The sequence below is a fragment of the Streptomyces sp. HP-A2021 genome, assembly GCF_022807935.1.
In the GTDB taxonomy this organism is placed as follows: Bacteria; Actinomycetota; Actinomycetes; order Streptomycetales; family Streptomycetaceae; genus Streptomyces; species Streptomyces afghaniensis.
This window is the reverse complement of the sequence record NZ_CP094344.1, coordinates 8,765,756-8,787,638: the sequence shown is the minus strand read 5'-3', so window position 1 is coordinate 8,787,638 and position 21,883 is coordinate 8,765,756. Positions and strand designations below refer to the sequence as shown.

12 protein-coding genes and 3 pseudogenes are annotated in these 21,883 nt (G+C 67.6%); 6 read left to right on the top strand and 9 right to left on the bottom strand.

The window, feature by feature from the left end; genetic code table 11:
* The first annotated feature begins 200 nt into the window (after window positions 1-200).
* From MQE23_RS39605 to MQE23_RS39590, 4 genes and pseudogenes are all read left to right on the top strand, one after another.
* The gene (locus tag MQE23_RS39605; RefSeq protein ID WP_128092613.1) at window positions 201-1,550 is read left to right on the top strand and encodes a right-handed parallel beta-helix repeat-containing protein; all 1,350 of its coding nucleotides are present in this window, start codon (window positions 201-203) and stop codon (window positions 1,548-1,550) included.
* 136 nt (window positions 1,551-1,686) lie between these two features.
* A pseudogene (locus MQE23_RS39600) lies at window positions 1,687-2,685 on the top strand (family 43 glycosylhydrolase); the annotation flags it as partial.
* A gap of 639 nt (window positions 2,686-3,324) precedes the next feature.
* Window positions 3,325-3,729: pseudogene (locus tag MQE23_RS39595) on the top strand (carbohydrate-binding protein); the annotation flags it as partial.
* Between the two features lie 107 nt (window positions 3,730-3,836).
* Complete coding sequence (locus MQE23_RS39590) at window positions 3,837-5,768, top strand: glycosyl hydrolase 53 family protein (RefSeq protein WP_243381652.1); 1,932 nt, start codon at window positions 3,837-3,839, stop codon at window positions 5,766-5,768.
* Between the two features lie 840 nt (window positions 5,769-6,608).
* On the opposite strand, the pseudogene MQE23_RS39585 reads toward MQE23_RS39590, so the two are convergent.
* From MQE23_RS39585 to MQE23_RS39575, 3 genes and pseudogenes are all read right to left on the bottom strand, one after another.
* Window positions 6,609-7,439: pseudogene (locus tag MQE23_RS39585) on the bottom strand (MerR family transcriptional regulator); the annotation flags it as partial.
* A 10-nt stretch (window positions 7,440-7,449) separates the two neighbouring features.
* Window positions 7,450-8,127, bottom strand: coding sequence for a M15 family metallopeptidase (locus tag MQE23_RS39580; protein WP_243381651.1), 678 nt, complete (start codon window positions 8,125-8,127; stop codon window positions 7,450-7,452).
* Between the two features lie 26 nt (window positions 8,128-8,153).
* Window positions 8,154-9,179: a maleylpyruvate isomerase family mycothiol-dependent enzyme gene (locus tag MQE23_RS39575; protein WP_243381650.1), complete on the bottom strand. Its 1,026-nt coding sequence runs from the start codon at window positions 9,177-9,179 to the stop codon at window positions 8,154-8,156.
* 32 nt (window positions 9,180-9,211) lie between these two features.
* Between MQE23_RS39575 and MQE23_RS39570 the strand changes: the two genes are divergently transcribed.
* Window positions 9,212-9,670, top strand: coding sequence for a hypothetical protein (locus MQE23_RS39570; RefSeq protein ID WP_243381649.1), 459 nt, complete (start codon window positions 9,212-9,214; stop codon window positions 9,668-9,670).
* Window positions 9,671-10,406: 736 nt separating this feature from the next.
* On the opposite strand, the gene MQE23_RS39565 is transcribed toward MQE23_RS39570, so the two are convergent.
* From MQE23_RS39565 to MQE23_RS39540, 6 genes are all read right to left on the bottom strand, one after another.
* The gene (locus MQE23_RS39565; RefSeq protein WP_020274075.1) at window positions 10,407-11,306 is read right to left on the bottom strand and encodes a carbohydrate ABC transporter permease; all 900 of its coding nucleotides are present in this window, start codon (window positions 11,304-11,306) and stop codon (window positions 10,407-10,409) included.
* Window position 11,307: 1 nt separating this feature from the next.
* A complete protein-coding gene (locus tag MQE23_RS39560) occupies window positions 11,308-12,213 on the bottom strand; it encodes a sugar ABC transporter permease (protein ID WP_243381648.1) in 906 nt (301 codons plus the stop codon).
* Window positions 12,214-12,250: 37 nt separating this feature from the next.
* Window positions 12,251-14,311 (bottom strand): beta-galactosidase, encoded by a 2,061-nt coding sequence (locus MQE23_RS39555; RefSeq protein ID WP_243381647.1) that lies wholly within the window; start codon window positions 14,309-14,311, stop codon window positions 12,251-12,253.
* Between the two features lie 55 nt (window positions 14,312-14,366).
* Complete coding sequence (locus MQE23_RS39550) at window positions 14,367-15,680, bottom strand: extracellular solute-binding protein (RefSeq protein ID WP_243381646.1); 1,314 nt, start codon at window positions 15,678-15,680, stop codon at window positions 14,367-14,369.
* Window positions 15,681-16,228: 548 nt separating this feature from the next.
* Window positions 16,229-17,257, bottom strand: coding sequence for a LacI family DNA-binding transcriptional regulator (locus MQE23_RS39545; RefSeq protein WP_279345173.1), 1,029 nt, complete (start codon window positions 17,255-17,257; stop codon window positions 16,229-16,231).
* A 270-nt stretch (window positions 17,258-17,527) separates the two neighbouring features.
* Window positions 17,528-19,327: an RICIN domain-containing protein gene (locus tag MQE23_RS39540; RefSeq protein WP_243381645.1), complete on the bottom strand. Its 1,800-nt coding sequence runs from the start codon at window positions 19,325-19,327 to the stop codon at window positions 17,528-17,530.
* Window positions 19,328-19,809: 482 nt separating this feature from the next.
* Between MQE23_RS39540 and MQE23_RS39535 the strand changes: the two genes are divergently transcribed.
* Window positions 19,810-21,810, top strand: a complete 2,001-nt coding sequence (locus MQE23_RS39535) for a DUF4978 domain-containing protein (RefSeq protein ID WP_243381644.1) — start codon at window positions 19,810-19,812, stop codon at window positions 21,808-21,810.
* The last annotated feature ends 73 nt before the right edge of the window (window positions 21,811-21,883 follow it).

Genomic DNA, 21,883 nt, shown 5'->3' with positions numbered 1-21,883 from the left:
TCGTGGTCAGCGATGTGTGCGGCGTGTCGGCGGCAGTGCTGAGCCTCCTCAAACACGCCGCCCCCGTTCAACCAGAGCAGCCGTTTCGCGATGTCTGTTCGGCCCCCGCCCGAGCGATCAGGGAGTGGGCCGCTCACTCGGAAGGTGGTACACGCGTCCATGGCAGTGTCACGAAGACGGTCCACTCGGGAGATGACGCTGTGAGAACCGCGAAGTATGGCACCCCTGCCCTTCTGCTCTCGGTGGTCATGGCGAGTTCCGTCGCCATGCCCACCGGCTCGGCGTCCGCGAGCGCCGCGGCGGCCGGAAGCATCTACTACGTCGCCCCGAACGGGAACGACGGAGCAGCAGGTACGCAGGCCGCTCCCTGGGCATCGATCGCCCGTGCACAGGCCGTCGCCAAGGCGGGCGACACGGTCTACTTCCGGGGCGGCACCTACGCCTACACCCGCGCGAACAGCGCCTGTCCGAGCCAAACCGCCAAGGTCGACGCGATCACCCTCAACAAGAGCGGCAGCTCGGGCAACCCGATCCGGTACTGGGCCCAGCCGGGCGAGAAACCGGTCTTCGACTTCTCGCGGATGACGGACAACTGCCGCATCAAGGGCTTCAACGTCACCGGCAACTGGATCCACCTCAAAGGACTGGAAGTCAAGGGCGTTCCGCAGAACAACAACCGCAACGCCGAGTCCTGGGGGATCTGGGTTTCCGGCAGCAATGACGTCTTCGAGCAGATCAACACCCACCACCACATGGGTACCGGCCTGTTCATCAGCGGCGGGGGCGGCAACCTCGTCCTCAACTCGGACGCGCATGACAACTACGACCCGCGCAGCAACGACGGGCCCGGCGAAAACGCCGACGGGTTCGGTTCGCACTACACGCCGGCCGGCCGCCCCGCGAACGTGTTCCGGGGTTGCCGCGCGTGGTGGAACGCCGATGACGGGTTCGACCTCATCTCCACCTACTCGCCCGTGATCATCGAGGACTCGTGGGCCTGGCGCAACGGGTACGTGCCGGGGACGACGACGCCCTCCGGCAACGGAGCCGGCTTCAAGTCCGGCGGCTACGGGGGCGACTACGAGGCCAACGCGCCGAAGCACACCGTCCGCTCTTCGGTGGCGTTCCTCAACAAGGCGGCCGGCTTCTACGCCAACCACCACCCGGTGGCCAACGACTTCTTCAACAACACCGGCTATGGAAACCACCCCAACTTCAACATGCTGGGAGTCGACTCGCGCGGCGCCGCCGTCGGCCGGGGCAACCTGCGCAACAACATCGCCTACACCGGAACGGCGACGTCGAACATGAGCGGCACGAACGCCGCGTACAACTCCTGGAACCTCGGCGTCCCCCTGTCGGACTCCCAGTTCCGCAGTGTGTCGACGTCCGGCTGGGACGCGCTCCGCCAGACCGACGGGAACCTGCCCGTGCTGCCCCACCTCCGTCTCGCGGCGAACAGTGCCCTGATCGACAAGGGCACCGACGTGGGACTGCCCTTCAACGGAAGCGCGCCGGATCTCGGCGCCTTTGAGAGTGACGGAAGGTGACCTCTTGAGGCAACGATCGCGTGTCGTTTCGAAGTACTGGAAGCTGGCCGCCGCCACCCTGTTGTCCGTGGCGTTGGCGGCGCCGCTCTCGGCGAGCACCGCCGCGGCGGAGACACCTGCAACGCAGAGCCAGGCAATGGAGCTCCAGGACCAGGGGGCGGCTGCGGGACCGGTGGTGGATCGCGGCCTCAAGTACCTGGTGTCCGACTACCAGACGCGCACTCCGACGAAGTACACGGCTGACTCCTGGAAGCCCTTCGCCAAGGCGTTGACCGCCGCGGCCGATGTCGCCGGCGACACGTCGGCCACCACGTCGGAGGTCGCCGACGCGAAGACGGCCCTGATGACCGCCGCCGCCGATCTGAAGGCCGCCGACGAGGGCACGTTCCAGACCATCACGAACAACACCTTCTGGAACGACACCAGCGGCAATCCCATCTATTCGCAGGGCGGTGGGGTCTTCAAGTTCGGTGACACCTACTACTGGTACGGCGTGCACTACACCGGCGCCGAGCTCTACCGCGCCAATCCGACGAGGAAGTACGACGGGAACGTCAGCTTCGTCTCGATCCCCGTGTACTCGTCCAAGGACCTGGTGAACTGGAAGTTCGAGAACCGGGTCGCGACGCGCTCCACCGGCGTGGGCAGCGGCGCCAACCTGGGTGGTGCGGGCTGGGTCGGGCGGCTCGGCGTCTCGTACAACGAGAACACCGGCAAGTACGTGCTCGCCGTGCAGATGTGGCACACGGGCAGGGGCGGGCACGGCGTTCTGCTGCTGCAGGGCGACTCACCCACCGACACCTTCGACTACGGCTACTTCCAGACCCAGATCACCAACTCGCCCACGACCGGCACCGGGGATCAGACCGTCTTCACCGACGACAACGGCAAGGACTACCTGATCTTCTCCAACCGCGAAGGACGGTCGCGCGGCTTCGTGGCCAAGTTCCGGGAGTCCGACTCGCTGCGGATCGAGCCAGGCGTGGAGATCCGCCGCGGCGCCGGTCGCGAGGGCAACGCCATGTTCAAACTCGACGGCAAGTACTACCACGCGGCGTCGGACCTGCACGGCTGGAACACCTCGGTCAACTACGTCAATGAGTCGACGAGCAGCAACGTTCAGGGCTCGTACAGCAGCGAGTACGTCCTTGCCGGCACCGAGATGGACTACAGCCACGTGACCCAGACCGGGTTCTTCGTGACGGTCAAGGGCACCAAGCAGAACACGGTGATCTACGCCGGCGACCGCTGGGCCGACTTCGCCTGGAACGGCATCGGGTACAACCAGTGGGTGCCGATCACCAAGACCGGCGCGAGGCCGCAGTTCCACTCGGTGAGCCAGTGGCAGTTCAACGCCACGACCGGAGAGTGGCGTGTCGGGCCGGCGAACAACTACATCCTCAACCCCGACATCCAGGCCGACCGCATCATCGTCTCCAGTGTGCGGGGATGGCGGAACCTCGGCGGTTCGGTGACCAACGTCAACGGTGGTGTGAACGGCTCTCGCTTCGCCCTCCAGGTGAGCAACGGCGGCGGCGTCGAGCAGCGGATCGAGTCGGTGCCCGCAGGCACCTACACCCTGTCCCTGCACGCTCGGGGTAGCGCCGGACAGGTCGTGATCACCGGCGCCAACGGCAGCCAACGCACCCTCGGCATCCCGGCGTCGAGCGGCTGGGCCAAGCGCGAGCTCACCGGCATAGCGCTGCCCAGCGGGGCGGCCACCGTCACCGTGCGGGCGTCGGGTTCGGGCGGCGTCACCGTCGACCAGCTCTCACTGGTCAAGACCTCTGCCGACGCGCCATCGGGACAGCGTTACGAGGCGGAGACCGCGCCGGCGGTGTGCCAGGGCACGATCGACTCGAACCAAGCGGGCTTTTCCGGTAGCGGGTTCTGCAACGGCAGTGCCGCTGCGGGGGCCTTCGCGCAGTTCACGGTGACTCCGGCGACCGCTGGTACGGCGACGGTGGCGGTCCGGTTCGCCAATGGCTCCACCAGCGGTGCGAGGCCGGCGAACCTGATCGTCAACGGATCCACGGTGGGGACGGTTTCGTTCGAGTCCACCGGTGCGTGGACGACGTGGACGACCAAGACCGTGACCGTCTCGCTGAACGCCGGCAGCAACACGATCCGGTTGGATCCGACCACGGCAGCCGGACTGCCCAACGTCGACTACCTCGATGTCGGTGCCGCGGCCGGCTGACATCCCGCGCTCTGCCGGTCTCCTCGACCGGCAGAGCGTACGGAACAGCCCATGCCGCACATACGTCACATCGTCAGGAGAAGGACATGAGCAGCAAGCGTCTGCCCCGCGCCCTCGCGGTCACGACGACGTTGGTCACCATGGTGTCCGCGAATCTACTCATGGTGCCCAGGCCGGCCCACGCGACCTTCGGAACCGCGGACATCAAGCCGATCGAAAGCAATATCGCTGCCAAGCCATGGGCCGCGGCGACGGCCGCCACCGGCTCGTCCAACGCTCGTCTGGCCATCGACGGCGACCCGTCGACGTCCTGGCAACCCGGTCGTGCCGGCACCCGGCAGTGGCTCACCGTCGACCTCGGTGGCACCTACGACAACCTGCGCAAGGTCAAGGTGATGTTCCCGGACCGTGGCGTGGCCCACCGGTACGTCGTCGAGGCCTCATCCGACGGTCGCCGGTGGAAGACCATCGCCGACAGGTCCCGCAACAGAGCCGTGTCGCGGGGGGAGGTGCACCTGTTCACCCGGCCGGGAACGCGCTTCGTCCGGCTGGTGTTCACAGGCGGGCAGGACCGTGCCCGGGCTGGTGTCAGCGAGCTCCAGGTCTTCAACTACCTCCGCGACGACCTCACCCTCGGCGCCGATCTGTCCTGGATGGACGACGTCCAGGACCAGCAGTACTGGGTCGACCCCCTGGCCCAAGACCGCGGCGCCGGGCCACACCTGCTCGACGTGGCCAAGGACCGCGGCATGCAGCACACCCGGCTGCGGATCTTCAACGAGCCGCGCAGCGAGAGCACCGGTCAACCGACGCCGATACCGCGCCAGGGTCCGGAGCGCTCACTGGTCTCGGCCAAGCGGATCAAGCAGCGGGGCATGGGCCTGGGGATCGACTTCCACTACGCGGACTCATGGGCGGACCCGAGCAAGCAGCCAAAACCACGCGCCTGGGCCGAGCTGGAGTTCGCGGACCTGTCCCGGGCCGTGTACGACTTCACCGCCGACTACCTGAAGCGGTTGAAGCGGCAGGGCACCACGCCGGAGAAGGTGGCCGTCGGCAACGAGATCATCAATGGCTTCATGTACGGCAGCGAGGCGGCCCACATCGGCACGACGAATCCGCCGTATTTCGTCGACCAGGCCAATGTGTACCAGTCCCAGGCGGGCGGTGGCCTGCTGTGGAAGTACTGGCGGTCGACCGACCCGGTGGAGCGGCAGCTCTACGACCAGTCGTGGGACCGGTTCACCACCCTGGCCGCGGCAGGGATCAAGGCCGTCCGAGACGCGTCACCGACATCCAAGGTCGAGATACACGTGATCGTCGACAAGGACAAGCTCGCCAAAACCATGGAGTTCTGGAACCAGTTCCTCACCCGGGTGAAGGCGAAGGGCCAGAACCCCGATGTGCTGGCCATCTCGTACTACCCGGAATGGCACGGTACGCCCGAGGCGCTGGATCTCAACCTCAACACCATGGCCACCACCTACCCCGGCTACGAGATCGACATCGCAGAAACCGCCTACCCCGCGTCGGGCGGCGATGGCTCGCCGTTGCCCAACTCGCCGTACCCGCGAACCATTCAGGGGCAGGCGGACGCCATCCGGAGGGTGTTCCAGGCCGCCAACGACGTGGTCGACAACCGAGGTTCAGGTGTCCTCGTGTGGGAGCCGGCCGGCTACCAGCCCATGTTCCGGGCCGTGCCCGGACTGGCGAACACATGGGAGCCGCATGCGTCCATCAACGTCTTCAACGCCAGCCGCGCCAAGTACATCCTCCAGGACACCGTCCACACCGCCACCGTGGTGGGAGCCGCCCCGAAGCTGCCCTCCTCCATCCGCATGCTCACCACCGCGAACAACACGATCACCCGTGTCCCCGTCCGCTGGCAGCCGTTGCCACCTGGCGCGACCGACAGGCCGGGTGAGGTGACAGTCACCGGGACGACCCGCACAGGACCGGTCACGGCGGTCATCGACGTCGTGACCGGAGACGGCGAACACGACTTGACCACCTCATAGCCTCGGCGGTGCGACGTCGGCGAGGCAGTCACGATGCCGGCACGGGCAGATCAGCGGACGGAGCCCGTGAAGGGATGGCGCGGTTGCCGAGCCGACGGCCCGTACACCACGACGGCCACGACGGCACCGGCGACATCATCACCGCTTCACAGCAGTGTTCCGGTCACTCGGCGGCCGACATCAACGACTGCGGCAGCGCCGGGGAGCAGCAGGCCGTGCGCGACCGGAACGGCCGCACCGACCCCGGCATTCGGTGGCTCGCCCGACAAGCCCGCACAACGCTCCTGCCGCCCCTCGCGGTGGCAGGAGCACCCACCCCGTTCTGGGCGAGCTGTCGCGACGAACGCGCGACGCCGTGTGTATGTGCGGGTCGGCGAACGCATCCGGCTCGCGGGACGACGAGACGCCGACGGCTCCGGACAAGAAGGGCATGGGCGCCCGAAGACCACGAGGGTCGGGCAGGGATGGCGGCCGCACAGCCCCGGGGCCGCCGCCGGCCGGCTGGCCGCGCCGGTCCCAGGAGGGCGGCCTGGTGAGGCGCGGTCAGCGCCTTCGGGTAGCCGTACCTGCTGCCAGTCCGCCGGCCTGCATTCGCGGGCGCGCTCCGGCGCGACAGGCACCCACTACACCAGCACCGAGGTCCCTCACTTGGTGCCGGGCTTCAACGGGCTCGGCCAAACCGAGGACGGCTGCCGGGTCGTCTTCGGCGGTCTGACACCGCCGGACGGCAGCACGGCTGAACTGCTCGCCCGTCCCCGCCGAACACCTCGTCGGACTGCCGACGGCGGCGACGACATCACCGCGTCCGAGTTCCGCAACACCCGCGGGCGCCGCCGGGTCGTCTCGGCGTGGATCGTTCACGGCTTCCAGACGCGGTAGTAGCCATCGGTGCGGCTCGGTGTCGTCGGGACGGCCGAGGGTGCGTGCACAGACTGCAGTGAGCGCCCTGACGACGGGATCGGCCTGGGGCGATTCCGGTGTGATTCCCGACTCGACGGCTGCTGTGGCAAGGTCGCGGACGAGGGCCACGACGTCGGGGCGCGGCGGTGTGGACGCGCTGTCGGAGAGGTCGGCGGCGTGAGTTTCGGTCGCGCTCCGCATACGGCCGCGGAAGTCCGGGCCCAGCGTCAGTTCGGCCAGCTCCACCCATGCCTCGATCTGTTCGTCCGTGGGGTTGTCGGGCAGCCCGGGAGTCATGGAGCGTCGGGCCGCGGCACGGCCGGGACCGCCGTCCAGTCCCTCGAAGACGGTGTCGAGGAAGCCGTCGATCAGGCGTCGGCGTTCGGCTTGGGAGAGCTGGGCCAACCGGTGCATGCGTTCCATCTCCTCAGGGGTGGGTCTGCGCCTGGCCACGGCCGCCAGCACCGTCCTCTGCAGCCGCAGGGTGGCGATCTGTACCTCCAGCGCGGCTGCGTGCTGCTCGGCGACGTCGCCAAGCGTCAGCTCTCGGTTCACGACCTGCCGGATCGCGTCGAGGCCGAGTCCGAGTTCGCGCAGCGTACGCACCAAGGCCAGTCGGGTGACGGCCTCGGGACCATAGCGGCGATAGCCGGCGGGGGTACGGTCGGCCGGCACCACGATGCCGCGATCGGAGTAGAAGCGGATGGTCTTGACCGTCAGCCCCGTGCGCCGGACCAGTTCACCGATCGAGTAGGGGGTGCCGTCGTCCATGACCTCACCTTCACGTCTCCCCCTGCGGGAGACTCAAGTCCGCCTCCCGCGGTCCGTAGATCGCGTGCCCAGCAGAAGTGGCAAGGGCCCAGTACCGGTCACCGTACGACCAGTGCCACCACTCCGTCGGGTAATTGACCAGGCCCGCAGCAGCCAGAGCGGCTCCTAGCATCCGCCGGTTGTCGCGTGCCTGCTGCCCGATGGTGCGGGCGTCCGTATAACAGGCGCCGTCGCTCTCCTCCGGACTGGCGTTCACCCGCGTCCCCATGTCGAGTTCCTGCCCATCGGCCGATATGAGGGTGAGGTCGATGGCTGCGCCGGCACTGTGCGGTGCGATCTCGGGCGGTGACACGTAGCGGCTCGCGGCCTGGCGCATCTGTTCCGCCGACAAGCCCGGGTTGTCCGCCCGCAGTTCGTCGGCGTACTGCTCGAAGTAGAAACGCTGGAGGGAGGGCGGCCGGTACCCCTCGACGAACAGCAGACGGACGCCATCCGGCAGGAGTTGCTGAACCTGCAGAAGGCGGGCCAGGACGCCCTCCCGCAGGTGTGCGAAAGCGCCCGATCGGTCTTCCTTGCGTGGGTCGACGGCGATGGACGCCTGCAGCCGGACATCGATGAGCTTTTCGCCGCAGTCGACCACAGGGATCGCCGCGATCCTGGGATCTGACATCAGTACGATCTCGGTCATGCGCTGATCATGACGCAAGGCCAGGCTCAGCCCAACGTGAGCCAACGGATGCCCAGGCGGTCAACCTCCGCCGCTTCCTCTCTGGTGATCGGGTCACGCCCCGTCGCCTTGCGCAGGAAGCGAAGCCGGCTCCAGCCCAGATGCTCCGGAGCTGCCGCGTTGTCCGGACCGAGCAAAAGATCCTGCACCACGTCAGCGGCCTGCGGGGTCATCCACGGCTCGCGCCCCAGGGCGTCGGCCAGGTCCAGGCCGTGCACGGCGACCTCGACCACCCGCGTCAGCAGGAACTCCGACAGGAGCATCGGGTCACCGTGCCGGGTGCGCACCACACGCCCCTCCGGCTCGGCCCGGCACAGACGGTCCACCTCCTGCCAGGTGGCGTCGAATCCCTCGGCGAGCGAGGCCCCGCTGAGCTGCTCGGCCGCATGATCCTGGGCCAGTGCTATCCGGGCCGCGTTGGCGTCCGGGGCGAAACGCCCATCAGGCCGGTAGTACTCCACTGCCGACACCTCGGCGCGGATCGGCTCCGGTGCAGCGAGCATGCCGGGCAGCCAGGCGATCACCACCCGGACGTGCGCCATCAAGTCGCTTACCGTCCATGGCGCACACCGTGTGGGCAGACGCCACTCAGCCTGCGAGAGCCCGCTCATCGCTCGAGCGAGCCGTCCAGCCTCGCAACGAAACGCTTCAACTACCCGCCCCTGATCCATGCCGATCAAGCTACCCGACCAGAACTGGCGCAGATCGCAGCAATCCGATGAGCTCCAGCTGGAAATGGTGAGGCGGTCGAATGGATCAATGCATGGAGCAAGGGTGTAGTTGAGCAACTGCCAGACCATCGCGGCGGCCCGACGGAAATTGCCGCCCACAATCGGGGTGATGGCGTCCTCGGGATACCCGCGGGCGAGCAACGCGTTCTCGACGGTCAGCAGCCCCTCCGGAGGCATGAAGTCGATCGGCCCCCAGCGTGTGTAGCAGTCGGGGAACAACTCCGGGCTCTGTACGAGCATCGCGTTGAAGTCCTCGTGGTCGAACGGGTAGTCAGTCGACACGCCGACAGGCTGGACGGTTCGGCATCAACCCGGTGACCTTCTGCGAGCCGGCCTGGCACGGCATCGCGGTGCGCGGGCCACAGCCGGCCGAGGCGGGCGTATGGGCAGAGCAGGATGCCCTGCGGGCCTTCACCGCCGACAACCTCAGCTCCTACTGGCGGCCCCGGTGGCAACAGAAACGACAGCCGCGCCCCTTATCGCTCGCCATCGGGCTCAGCGGGTGGTTCCCGGTGTGGTCGGTGCTCGGCGTAAGCCGGTTGCATTGCACGCTCGCCACGGGAGGCATGACCTCCAAGTGCGGCGCCGGCCGGTACGCACATGAAGCGTTCGACCCGCGCTTGCACCCCATCGTCGAGGAGAGCCTGTACTTGCGCACCAGCGGCGCGGAGGGCCGCCGGCACTACCGCAACGCCCTGACCCGCCGCCGCGATACCCTCGCTTTCCTGGACGTCACCATTGACTCCGCGCTCGCGCTGCGGGCCGAATCCTGAACACTCCCTGGACCAGACGCCAAGGGGCCAAGTCGGCCGTTGCTTCCGTGAGGGGTCGGCTCGATGCAGGACAGCCCGAGAGGGCATTGACCGTAGTCATCACGAAAGCGCGGTCACAACCGATCCGCGACCGCAAGCCGCTGAAGCAGTGGTCCAAGGGCCCGCGCCACTCTCGTCGGCGACTTCATCGGCCGCGCCTGGCAGAGGTGGACCTGAGCGACTACGCCGCTGTCCGCCGGGCACTCGACGCCTTCGAGGCCCCCCGCAAACCGCACACCGCCCGGCAGTCCCAGCACGCCTACATCCTCGGGCAGCTCTTCCACCACGCGCCGCGCGCTCTGCGACCGGTCCGGGACGCGAGCTCGGTGAGATCGACCGGGCCGGAGCCCGCTTCACCGCACTCCTCGGCCTCGGCGAGGCCCACGACACCGCGTCCTGAACCACATGGCCGGGGCCGCGACCACCGCCGGCGGGGCGGGCGTTGCTCCATGGCAACGGCCGCCCGACGCACGCCCCGCACAGAACGTTGCCTGCCCTGGGGCTGTTCCGTCAGCGTGCCCATCGCCCGGTCGAGCAGTACGGCCGGGGATCGGTGCCCCCACAGGCCACCCAGCCCGTCGAGGCCGCGTCCAGACAGGCGAGCGCGGCCCCGGAAAGCGCGTTCGGCCCCACCTCCCCGGCGATCTGGTCGACGGTCGGGTCGCCTGTCGAATCCCTGCTGGCCTTGCGGCGGCGGTTACTTCATTCCCGTGGTGGCGATTCCCTTGACGAGATAGCGCTGGCCGACGAGGAAGACGATGAAGACCGGGATCAGCGTGATGACGGACATCGCGAACAGCGATCCCCATGACGCTCCGCTGGTGGCGTCGACGTAGTTGCGCAGGGCCACGGGCGCAGTCTGCAGTTCGGGTTTGGTCAGGTAGATCAACTGGCTCAGGAAGTCGTTCCACGTCCAGATGAAGGTGAAGATGGCGGTGGTGGCCAGGGCCGGCAACGAGATGGGCAGCAGGATGCGGAAGTAGATGCGCCAGTACCCTGCTCCGTCGATCTTGGCCGCCTCGTCCAGCTCGGTGGGAAGACCCCGGAAGAACTGGACCATCAGGAAGATGAAGAAGGCGTCCGTGGCCAGGAACTTGGGAACGATCAGCGGGAGGAACGTGTTGACCCACTCGATCTTCGAGAACATGACGTACTGCGGGATGATGAGCACGTAGACCGGCACCATGAGGGTCAGCATCATCATGCCGAAGAAGAAGGCCCTCCCGCGGAACTTCAGCCGCGCGAAGGCGTAGGCCGCCATGGAGCAGCTGACCAGGTTGCCGAGCAGCGCCCCCAGCACGACGATCGCCGAGTTCAGCAAGTACAGCCCGAACGGGTGGGAGAGGGCGTTCCAGCCGTCGGCGTAGTGGCTGAAGTCGGTCTTCGTGGGCAGCAGTGAGGGGTCACGGAAGATCAGGGCGTCGGGTTTGACCGAGCTGGCGATCATCCACAACAGCGGGTAGACCATCACGAGCCCGAAGACGATCAGCACCACGTGCTTGAGCCTGGCGCGGATGCGGGCCGCCCGCCTGTGTCGGTGCGCGGCAGGCGCGGGAGCGGGCGAAGGGGCCGGGGCTGCGGCCTTCAGGGGTGTCATCTCACTTACCGTCACCGTAGAACACCCATCTCTTGCTGAAATAGAAGTTGATTGCGGTCAAGGCGCCGACGATCACCACGAGCAGCCATGCCATGGCCGAGGCGTAGCCCATGTGGAGTCGGCCGAAGCCCTCGTCGTACAGGTACAGCGAGTAGAAGAGGGTCGAGTCCGAGGGGCCTCCCGTTCCCCCGCTGACGACGAAGGCCTGGGTGAAGGACTGGAAGGAGCTGATGACCTGGAGGACGAGGTTGAAGAAGATGATCGGGGTGAGCAGCGGCAGGGTGACGTGCCGGAACTGGTGCAGGCGGCCGGCGCCGTCGAGGGCGGCGGCTTCGTAGTACTGCTCGGGGATCTGCCGCAGGCCTGCCAGGAAGATCACCATGGAGGAGCCGAAGGTCCACACGTGCAGGACGACGAGGCTGTACAGCGCGGTGTCCGGGTTGGAGATCCAGCCGGGGCCTTGCACGCCGAACAGTCCCAGGAACTTGTTCACCAGGCCCTCGGTGCCGAAGACCTGCCGCCACAGGATGCCCACCGCGACCGAGGCGCCGAGGAGCGACGGCAAGTAGTAGACGGACCGGTAGAACGCCAGCCCCTTGATGCCCCGGTTGAGGACCATCGCCAGGGCGAGGGCGACCGCGAGCAGCAACGGCACGCTGAGGGCGACGTAGACGAAGGTCACGCTCAGGGACTGACGCAATCGGGGGTCGTCGAGCATCTTGCTGTAGTTCTCGAAGCCCACCCACTGCGGAGAGCTCAGCAGGTTGTAGTCCGTCATCGAGAAGTACAGCGAGGCGATCATCGGACCGAGCGTGACGCCGGCCATGCCGACGAACCACGGCAGCAGGAAGACCCATGCGGTCCGTTCTTCTTTCCTGGCCGCCCGGCTCAGGGGTCTGCGAAGCACAGTCATCGTCCTCGGGTTCTTGGATCGGGTGCGGGGTTCAGGAGCCGCTGGGTGACGGTTCGGTGTGCTGTGCCCCGGCCAGGGGACTGCGCACGACGGCGACGTCCGCCGCGTCGAGGACGAGGGTCTCCCCGGCCTCGACGCGGCGTCCGGTGATCAGGTCGGTGCCGGAGCGGTCGAGGGTGACCGTCGCCTTGTCCTGCCGGTGGTTCAGCAGGAACAGGTACGCGCTCGTCCGACTCCGTCGCTCGGTGACCTCTACGCCCCGCGGTGCGGCGTGCGCCGGTCGCACCCCGGCCAGGTCCAGGACGTGCTGCACCAGCGCCTCGAGGGCGTCGTCGTCCAGACGTGTGCCGATGTACACGGCACGGCCCCGGCCGAGTTCGTGCTCGGTCACCGCCGCCTTGCCGGAGAGATGGCCCTTGCGGTAGACGGCGAGCGGTCGGGCGGTTTCCGCTACCAGGTCGTCCTGCCACACCGAGGCGGTTGCGAAGAATCCGTTCAGCGCGGTCTTCTCGGCTGCCGCCTGGACCGGCACCGCGGCCTGGGCGGGCAACGGAGAGAACTCCTGGATGTGCGCTCCGATGATCTCGCGCAGGGCGCCCGGGTATCCGCCTTCGACGATCCGGTCGTCCTCGTCGACGATCCCGGAGAAGTACGAGACGACGAGATGGCCGCCGTCCTCCACGAACTGCCGTACCGCAGCGCTGTGTTGGCGTGTCATCAGATACTGGTTGGGGACGACCAGGACACGGTAGGGCGACAGGTCGTCGTCGAGGGTGACGACGTCGACGGCGACGTGGCTGTTCCACAGGGCTCGGTGGTGCCGGGCCACGGTGTCGCGGTAGTCGAAGGTGTTGTCCGGGTGGGCGCAGCCTTCCACGGCCCACCAGTTCTGCCAGTCCCACACGATCGCGACCTGCGCGCGGGTCCGTGCCGTGGCGACCTCGTCGATGGCCCGCAGCTCGTTGCCGAGCGCCTTGACCTCCTGCCAGGTCCGGGTCTTCTCACCTCCGTGCGGGAGCATCGCCGAATGAAACTTCTCCTGGCCCTGGGGTGAGGCCCTCCACTGGAAGAACATCACCGCGTCGGAGCCGTGCGCGACGGCCTGGTAGGAGCCCAGGCGCATCCGGCCGGGCTGTTTGACCTGGTTGGTCTTCCACTGGCTCACCGGGCCGGCCGCCTGTTCCATCAGCATCCAGGGCCGGCCGTTGCCGAGCGAGCGCATCAGGTCGTACTGGAAGGCGGCGACGGCCAGCGAGTGGGGCTTTCCCGGGTCGGGGTAGCAGTCGAAGGCGACGACGTCGAGTTCCTTCGCCCACCGGTGGCTGTCGGTCAGCCGGCAGCCGAAGAAGTTGGTGGTCACCGGCACGTCGGGGGTGATCACTTGGAGCAGGTCACGCTCCTGCGTGACGAGTTCCAGCAGGTTGTCGGAGGTGAAGCGCGAGAAGTCCAGCTCACGGGAGGGGTTGACCCAGCCGCGCACGGGCTGGGGCAGGTGCACCTGGGACCAGTCGCTGTAGCGCTGGCTCCAGAATGCCGTGCCCCACCGGCGATTGAGTTCGTCCAGCGTGCCGTGCCGCTGCCGCAGCCACGCGCGGAAGCGGTCGTCGCACCGGTCGCAGAAGCAGTCGGAGTGGTACTCGTTGCCGATGTGCCACATGGCCAGACCAGGATGCTTCCCGTACCGCTCGGCCAGCTCGGTGGCGATGCGCCGGCTGCGGTCCCGGTAGACCGGGGAGGACGGGCAGAAGTGCCCCCGGCTCCCGATGCCGTGCCGCACTCCCTGCCGGTCGACCGACAGGATCTCGGGGAAGTCCGTGGCGAGCCACGGCGGCGGTGCGGCGTTCGGGGTCGCGAGGTTGACGTGGATGCCGTTCGCCCACAGCAGGTCCATGATCTCGTCGAGCCACGAGAAGTCGAACCGGCCGTCGGCCGGCTCCAGCACGGACCAGGAGAAGATGCCCAGGCTCACGAGCCGCACTCCTGCGGCTCGCATGAGCCGGACGTCCTCCTGCCACACCTCCCTCGGCCACTGCTCCGGGTTGTAGTCCCCGCCGTAGACGACTCCCGGCAGTCGACGGTGAAAGGCGCTCATGCGCGGATCGGACACAGCGGGGACTCCTTTCAGGAGTGTTCCTACGAAGGGCTGCTCAGAGCTGGGACTTGATCTCGGAGATGAACTTCTCGGCCGCCGCCTTCGGCGACAGACGGTCGAACAGAACGTCCTCGTTGAGGCGCTGGAAGATCTCGGGGACAGCGGGGCCGGCCTTCGCGTTGGGGATGTGCAGAGCGGTCGGCTTCAGGGCGTTGACACGGCCCAGGTAGTCCGCGATCCGCTTCTCCGTGGGGGACAGCTCCGGCGTGATCGCCTTGAGCACGTCGGGGTTGTTGGGAACGCCGCGGTCGAACTTCTGGATCTTGGCCGCCTCGGGCGAGTTGACCAGGAAGTCGAGCAGCTCCGCGGCCTCCTTCGGGTGCTCGGTCCGCGCGGAGGCGCCGAAGAAGATGCCGGGCTTGGTGTAGGCGCCGACCTGGGAAGCCCCCTTCTCGCCGGGGAAGAGGAGCAGCTTGGCCTCGCGTCCGCTGGCGCTTTCGAGCGCACCGAGCTGGGTCACGGACACGTCGGTCATGGCCGCCTTGTGCTGGGCGACCAGGCTCTGCTCGACACCGGCTCCTGACGACAGCGCCTCGACCGCCGCGTCGGCACTGGTGGTGCCGCCGCTGTCACGCAGCTTGACGACCCATTCCCAGTAGGCGGCCATGGTGCCCTCGGTGAAACCGATCTGGCTGCCGTCCTCGGTCCAGTAGTCCTCGCCGTGCTGTCGCAGCCACGGGCCCAGGTCGTTGGGGTAGAGCGGCATCACGGTGCCGACCAGGCCCTTGGTCTTGGAGATGGCCTTGGAGACCTTCACGTAGTCGTCCCACGACCACGTGGTGTCGTCCGGCATGGGCACACCGGCCTTCTTGAACGCCGCCGGGTCCGCGGCGATGCCGAACGCACTGTCTCCGGCCGGAACGCCGTAGAGGCCGTCCTTCACGGTCGTCATCGCCATCGAGTTCGCGGGCAGCTTGTCGATGTGGAGCACGTCCTTGACCTTCTTCAGGTCCATCAGCTGCCCGTTGTCGATGTAGGAGTACATGAACGGGTCGGTGATCTGCAGGACGTCGGGCATGTCATTGGCGGCCGCGCTGGTCGACAGCTTCTTCCAGTAGTCGTCCCAGTTGGAGTACTCGGGCTGGACGTCGATGTTCGGGTGCTCCTTCTCGAACATCGCGATCATCTGCTTGGTCATCTCGTGCCGGGAGTCCGAGCCCCACCAGTTGAACCGGATGACGGTCTTGCCGCCGCTGCTCCCGGAGGAGTCTCCGGCGCAGCCCGCGGTCAGGACGAGGGCGAAGACCGAACAGGTCAGCCCGACCGCACGGAGTGGAGAGCGTCTGCTCAGACGGGACGAGTGGTTCATGTTGGGGCTCCTCTGCTGACATCGCTGGGCGGTGCGCCCAGACCGGGGGAACTTCGTCTCAAGAAGCCGGCGTGCGACGCCGGCCCTCTCGCCGTGGCGGCGGACTGCACAACTCGGCTGCTTTGCGGGCCGCGAAAGTTACCTGCGATCCGCTTGCCGACAGCCGGCCCGGCTCGTCGAGATCCGGGTGGGCTGCAGCGGCTCTGGAAGGGGTTGCCGTGAACGTACGCTGGAACCTTGGGTCGGTGTGCCGAGCTGATCCGCGGGATTGACCGCGAGCATCGCACCGAGCTGAGGGCTGTGTGCGTCAGCAATAGTGAACGTTCACACGGGGAGCGTAGTAATCGGCTACATCTCGGTCAAGGGTTCTGTACGTAACACTTGGGCACTTAGTGAGACTTCACCGGTTCCGGGTCGGTACGGAAGCGGAACGGACCGCGCGGGAACAGGCCGGGTCAGCGCGTTCCGCCCGGTGCGGACGGGGTGTTCGAGGGCTCCCGTCCGCCCGAATCCCCGTGGCACGACGGCTTGTTGGTGGGGCCGACGGGCTAAAGGGTGTGGTTCGTCCTCGCCGGTCCGGACGACTCGCGCAGCACGAGACGGCAGTCGAGGTCCAGATGCAGTTCCGGCTCGGTCTCCTCGCGGATGCGGGCGAGCAGGGCCTGCATGGCCCGCCGGCCCATGGCCTCGCGGTCGAGATCCACGGTGGAGATGGACGGGTTGAAGTACGCGGTGAACTCCTGGTTGTCCCAGCCGAAGACACTCACGTCCTCCGGGACCCGCCACCCGCGGTCCTGGAAGCCTCGGATGACGCCCATGGCGACGTCGTCGTTGGCGGCGAGGACCGCGGTGACACCGGAGTCCGCCGACAGGCCCCGGGCCGCGTCGTACCCGGACCGCACGGACCAGTCACCGTCGATGACGGCGTAGTTCTCCAGGCCCCGATCGGCGACCGTCCGCAGGTAGACCTCGCGTCGCTTGCGTGCCGACATCCAGTCCGTGCTGCCGGCGACATGGACGAAACGCCGGTGGCCCAAGGAGACGAGGTGATCGATGATCATGGCGGCCGGCTCGCCGTCAGCCGTGATTCCGTGGGACCGCATCTGGTCGTCGTACTCGCCTATGACGACGGTCGGCGTATGGTCCAGCCCCAGCTTCTCCAGGTCGCCGATGGGGGTGAAGGTCAGCACTCCGTCTGCCTGACCGGAGTCGAGCAGGGCGCGGACGCGGTCGCCTCTGACCCGTTCGTCGCCTTCCAGGCCGACGATGTCCAGCAGGTAACCGGCCGCCTGTGCCTCGGCGGACGCTCCCCGCAGGATCTGCGAGGGCACGAAGGTCGTCATGGCCGGCAGGACCACGGTGACACGGTTCGACTTGCGGGTGCGCATCGACCGCGCCACCAGGTTGGGCCGGTAGTCCAGCTCGGCCACGGCCTGCTCGATGCGGGCCACCGTCTGCGGCTTCATGCCTCCGTTGCCCCGCAGAAAGCGCGAGACGGTCTGATGCGACACCCCCGCGTGCGCCGCGACGTCGAGGATGGTGGGACGCTTTCTGGACGGCGGGTTCGGGCGTTTCACGTCCCGCTCCGCTCTCTCCGGTCCCGTGTCCGCGTCCACCGTGCCGCCCCCCGCCGCATCTCCATGCCCCGCGCGCCCATCGGTACTGTACTGCCCGGTATGCCAAAGCAGGCCGGGCCCTTGGCTCTTGCTCTCTCTCCGGAGCCGACCGCATCGGCCGGGCGAGCCCGGCTGCCCTGCGGATCGTCCGGCCCGGCCGGCCGCATGGGCCCTGTCCGGGCCGTGCGGCGGGCCGCCGGGTCCGCCGTCACCGGGTACGTGTTCCTCATGTCAGACCTGCACACTCCAGTGCTGGTTCGTGTGCTGCTCGTCGTTCCAGCAGGTGTACTGCAGCAACCGGGCCCCGTCCGTCGTGAGGGCCCGGTCCACGTCGAGGCACTTGCCGGAGTGGCGGGCGATGATCTCGACGTAGCCGGTGCCGGTGTCGCTCAGCCGCCACTGCTGGCTGGTGCGGCCGTCGCAGGTCTGCTGGACGATCGCGGCCGAGTTCGCCGTGGAGGAGCCGGCCACGTCGAGGCACAGTCCCGAGTGGCGGGAGAGGATCTGGTAGTAGCCCCCGCCGACTTCGTGCAACTGCCACCGCTGGTCGTCGCCGCCCGAGCAGCCGGCCTGCTCGATCGCGGCCCCGGCAGCGGTCGAGGAGCCGGCCGCCTCGGCGCACTTGCCCGAGTGCCGCGCCTCGATCGTCGTCGTGTCGGCCAGCCGGGACAGTTCCGACGAGAGCACGGGGACGTAGAAGTCGGTGATCCCGGCGATGTTCGGATGCGTGCCGCTGCCGCCGCTGCCCGGGTAACCGCCCACGAGTCCGTCGAAGGTGTACGCCACCCGCTGGGCGTCGACGCGCGTGTCCAGCGTCGCGTCCCCGAAGACGTCGGCCACCGCCACGCCCCACTTCTGGGCGGCCTGCAACTGCACCTGGCGCAGGGCGAGCTGGGTGTCCCAGTCGCGCGAGCCCATCTTGTGGGCGGCCACGTAGACCAGCTGGGCGGTCGGCCACTTCTGCCGCATCGTGTGGATGGTGGTTTCGAGTGCCCCGGCGTAGGTGCCGGGGTCGAGGGTGGCGGGGTCCTGGGAGCCGCTGACGGTGCCGACCTCGTAGGTGTGCGAGTCGTGGATCTCCATCGCGTCGTTCGTGCCGCCGTCGAAGACGACGAAGTCGGGCGCCTGCGAGCTCGCCGACTTCACCTGGTTCAGGATCTGTCCACCGATGGCGGTGGGCGCCGGTCCCACGGTCGCGCCGTTGCGGGCGTACTTCGTCAGCGTCATGCCCTCGCGTTCGGCGACGAAGTTCACGAAGCTGCGCGCGTACTGGTGCCCGTAGACGATGCTGTCACCGAAGGCGTAGACGGACGAGCCGGCGAGGGAGCCGTAGGCGGGGTTCGCGGGGCGGGTCAGGCGGACGTTGTCGATGGACTGCACGCCGGTGCCGTAGTAGTTGCAGGCGACGAGCTTCGCCAGGTTCTGTCCCGTGATGCTCTTCGTGGTGGAGACCAGCACCGTCGGCGCGGCTTCCTTGCTGGTGACCGTGTACTGGACCTTGCCGAGGGTGAAGTCCATGTGCAGATCGACCGTGTACCACTTGGCCCGGTCGAAGCCGATCTTGGTCCAGGTGGGATTGAGCGAGTCCGGGGCGGAGGCGGAGTCCGAGTCGGGTCCGGTCGCGGCGTGGCGGAACTCCGCGCCGGTCGCGGCCAGGCCGAAGACGAGGCGTCCGGCGCTGTCGCGCAGTTCCAGCCCGGTCTTCATGCCGGTGCTGGTGATGGCCGTCTTCCAGTCGAACCGCAGGTCGAGCGTCTTCTCCTGGGTGATCGACGACGCGAACGGCCGCACGGACGTCGTGTAGTTGCCCATGCCCTTCGTGACCTCCAGTACGCCGTTGCCTATGGCGGCCCCGACCGGGAAACCGAAGTTCGCGGGGGACGTCTGAGCGTCGAACGTCTCGTTGATCAACGTCGCGCCCGGGGTTTCGGCGGCGGAGGCTGCCGGAGTCGCGAGGAAGGGTGCGAGGAGCAGGATGCCGGCGGCCAGGGAGCCGGCCCATCTTCGGGGCCGACGGCCCGTTCTGCGCATGACCGTATACACGTGATCTCCCTTGATCTCTGGTGATGCCGACCGGTGCCCGGCGGGGAGGAAGAGGGCCCGGCCGCGGCTCGGCCCGAGAGCCGCACAGAAAAGCCACGAAGTACCGGGAAGGACGAGGTGTCCGACAACAGCAGGGGCAACTTAGTGATCGTTCACCTGAGCGGTCAAGATGTCTGCGGGTGATCGTTCACTACGCGGGGACCCACCGACACGTCCGGAGTCGCCCCACTCCGGACTGCGGCGAAACTCTCCCCGTTCACACCATTGACACGCAAGTGTTTCAGCCAGTCTCATGTGCGCCATCGTTGGTTTCGGTCACCATCTGATCGCCAGGGCTCCGCCATCGCCTGTCGGCTCGATCGCGCTGCGCCCGACACCCCCGCCTCGAAGGTTCCTGAGGGGCACCGTCGAACCCTCGATCGTGATCGTTCACTATCCGGCGGAAGTTCACCTGACACGGAGGTAGTGCAATGAAGTCGAACACCGGCCCTTGGTCGCGCCGCAGATTCCTCGCCACGAGCGGGGCGGCAGCCCTCGGGGGCATGGCGCTGAACCTCGTCGGCGGCCTCCCGCGGGCCGCCGCGGCCGGCGGCGTGGTGTCCCACGTCGACACATCGAGGTCCACGTACGACAAGATCACCCTGATGGTCGACGGGAAGCCCTTCTTCCACAGTGGCGTCCAGTTCCGGTACGAGAAGCACAAGTACACGTTCGGCTGGACGGACGCCCAGTTGAAGCCGGTGCTCGGGATGATCCGCGACGACGGGTTCACCGTGGTGAACATCCCGATCTGGTGGTCGAAGGTGGAGACCTCGAAGGACGTTTTCGACTTCACCGACATCGACCGGTACCTGGCCTGGTGCGGGGAGTACGGCCTCAAGCTGGAACTCCTGTGGTTCGGCCACGAATCGACCGGTTCCTCCCTTGCAGCCCGGATGCCGGCCTACGTGATGAACGACTACCAGTGCGTGGTGAGGTCCGACGGCACCAAGCTGACCCTGAACGGCAACCCTCTCCTGGACAAGACCGATCCGAACCTGCTCGCCAGGGAGAAGTTCGTACTCGGCCGGCTCATGACCCACCTCGCGTCCGCCGACACCGCTCACACCGTCGTCGGCATCCAGGTGCTGAACGAACCGAACGTGTCGAAGCAGCAGGGCGGCTCGTCCATCGACCGGAGCTACAGCACCTACAGCACCGACCGCTGGAACAGCGGCGGGTACACCGATGCGACGAAGTTCCGCAAGGACGTGCTGCTGAACTACCTGACCCAGCTGGGACAGGTGATCAAGCAGTCGGATTACTCGGTGTACACCCGGACCAACATCGCCGGCAGCGGGGACACGGTGCCGGTCGCCGAGAACGAGGCCCTCAGGGCCCAAGGGACGTCGACCATCGACTTCTTCGGGAAGGACCCGTACACCACGGGCCTCGACACGCTCTACAACTACGGCAGGGACGCGGTCTGGGCCCAGGGCAAGAACTTCCCCATGATCATGGAGAACTTCGGAGGAACCCCGGCAGCGGACGTCGAGAAGTTCAACGGCATCGCCGGCAACACCGCCTTCAACCTGTACGCCTCCCTGGACCCGGACTCCAGCACGGGCAGCAGCAACTTCGGCCTGTACGACTTCAACCCCACCACCAAGGTCGTCAGCCGCAAGGCCGTCTCGGACAAGGTCGCCCGGCTCAACCACGTGCTGAACAAGATCCATCGGGACCTGGCCAGCAAGCTTCCGGTGGAACGCGGCGGAACCAACCTGCAGACCTTCAACCGGAGCGCGACCGCCGGCACCACCACCACCAAGCCCGTGGGCGGCGTCGACATCACGTTCACGACATCGAGCGGTGCGCAGGCATTCGGCGTCAGGCGCGGTGCGGCCGAGTTCGCTTTCACCACCACGACCCAGGCCACGTTCACGCTGCCGGGCACCATCGGCGTCGTACGGTCCGTCGAAACCGGCCAGTACGACGCGAACGACAACTGGGTGAAGTCCGGCACCAAGGCGTACAGCTCCGCGTCCGGGGACACCGTCGTCGCCCTGGCGGGCGGCGAGTGCGTGCGGGTCTCCTACCTCGTCAGCGGAGCGCGGTACAAGCTGAGGAACACGTCCTCGGGCAAGTACCTCGACACCGATGCGAACGGTGTCGTCATCCTCTCGGCCGCGACCACCTACGACGACCAGGACTGGATCGTCGCCAAGGACTCGTCCGGAGCCTGGACCATCAAGAACGCGCGAACGGGACGCTTCTATCTGGAGACCGGCGCCGCCGACAACGACGTCGTATGGAACACCGGCACGGTTTCGGACACCTCGCTCTGGGACCTGGAAGGGGTCGCGGCAGGCGGGCTCCGCGTCAGGAACACCCACACGGGAAGGGCCTACCTGTACGGGAACTCCGCGGGTGAGGCGAAGTGGAACACGGGGACGCAGGACGCGAGCACGGTCTGGGAATTCCAGCCGAAGTAGCCGCCCCCGCCGTCCCTTCTCCCGCAAGGCCGGAAAGGCGGTCCACGCGGAGGGAAGGGGCGGCGCAGGGTGG

Bases quoted from the DNA above. Each gene is read 5' to 3' on its own strand.
- MQE23_RS39555 (WP_243381647.1), bottom strand. From the start codon at position 14,311: ATGAGCGCCTTTCACCGTCGACTGCCGGGAGTCGTCTACGGCGGGGAC.
- MQE23_RS39565 (WP_020274075.1), bottom strand. From the start codon at position 11,306: ATGACACCCCTGAAGGCCGCAGCCCCGGCCCCTTCGCCCGCTCCCGCG.
- MQE23_RS39540 (WP_243381645.1), bottom strand. From the start codon at position 19,327: ATGCGCAGAACGGGCCGTCGGCCCCGAAGATGGGCCGGCTCCCTGGCC.
- MQE23_RS39535 (WP_243381644.1), top strand. From the start codon at position 19,810: ATGAAGTCGAACACCGGCCCTTGGTCGCGCCGCAGATTCCTCGCCACG.
- MQE23_RS39550 (WP_243381646.1), bottom strand. From the start codon at position 15,680: ATGAACCACTCGTCCCGTCTGAGCAGACGCTCTCCACTCCGTGCGGTC.
- MQE23_RS39590 (WP_243381652.1), top strand. From the start codon at position 3,837: ATGAGCAGCAAGCGTCTGCCCCGCGCCCTCGCGGTCACGACGACGTTG.
- MQE23_RS39580 (WP_243381651.1), bottom strand. From the start codon at position 8,127: ATGACCGAGATCGTACTGATGTCAGATCCCAGGATCGCGGCGATCCCT.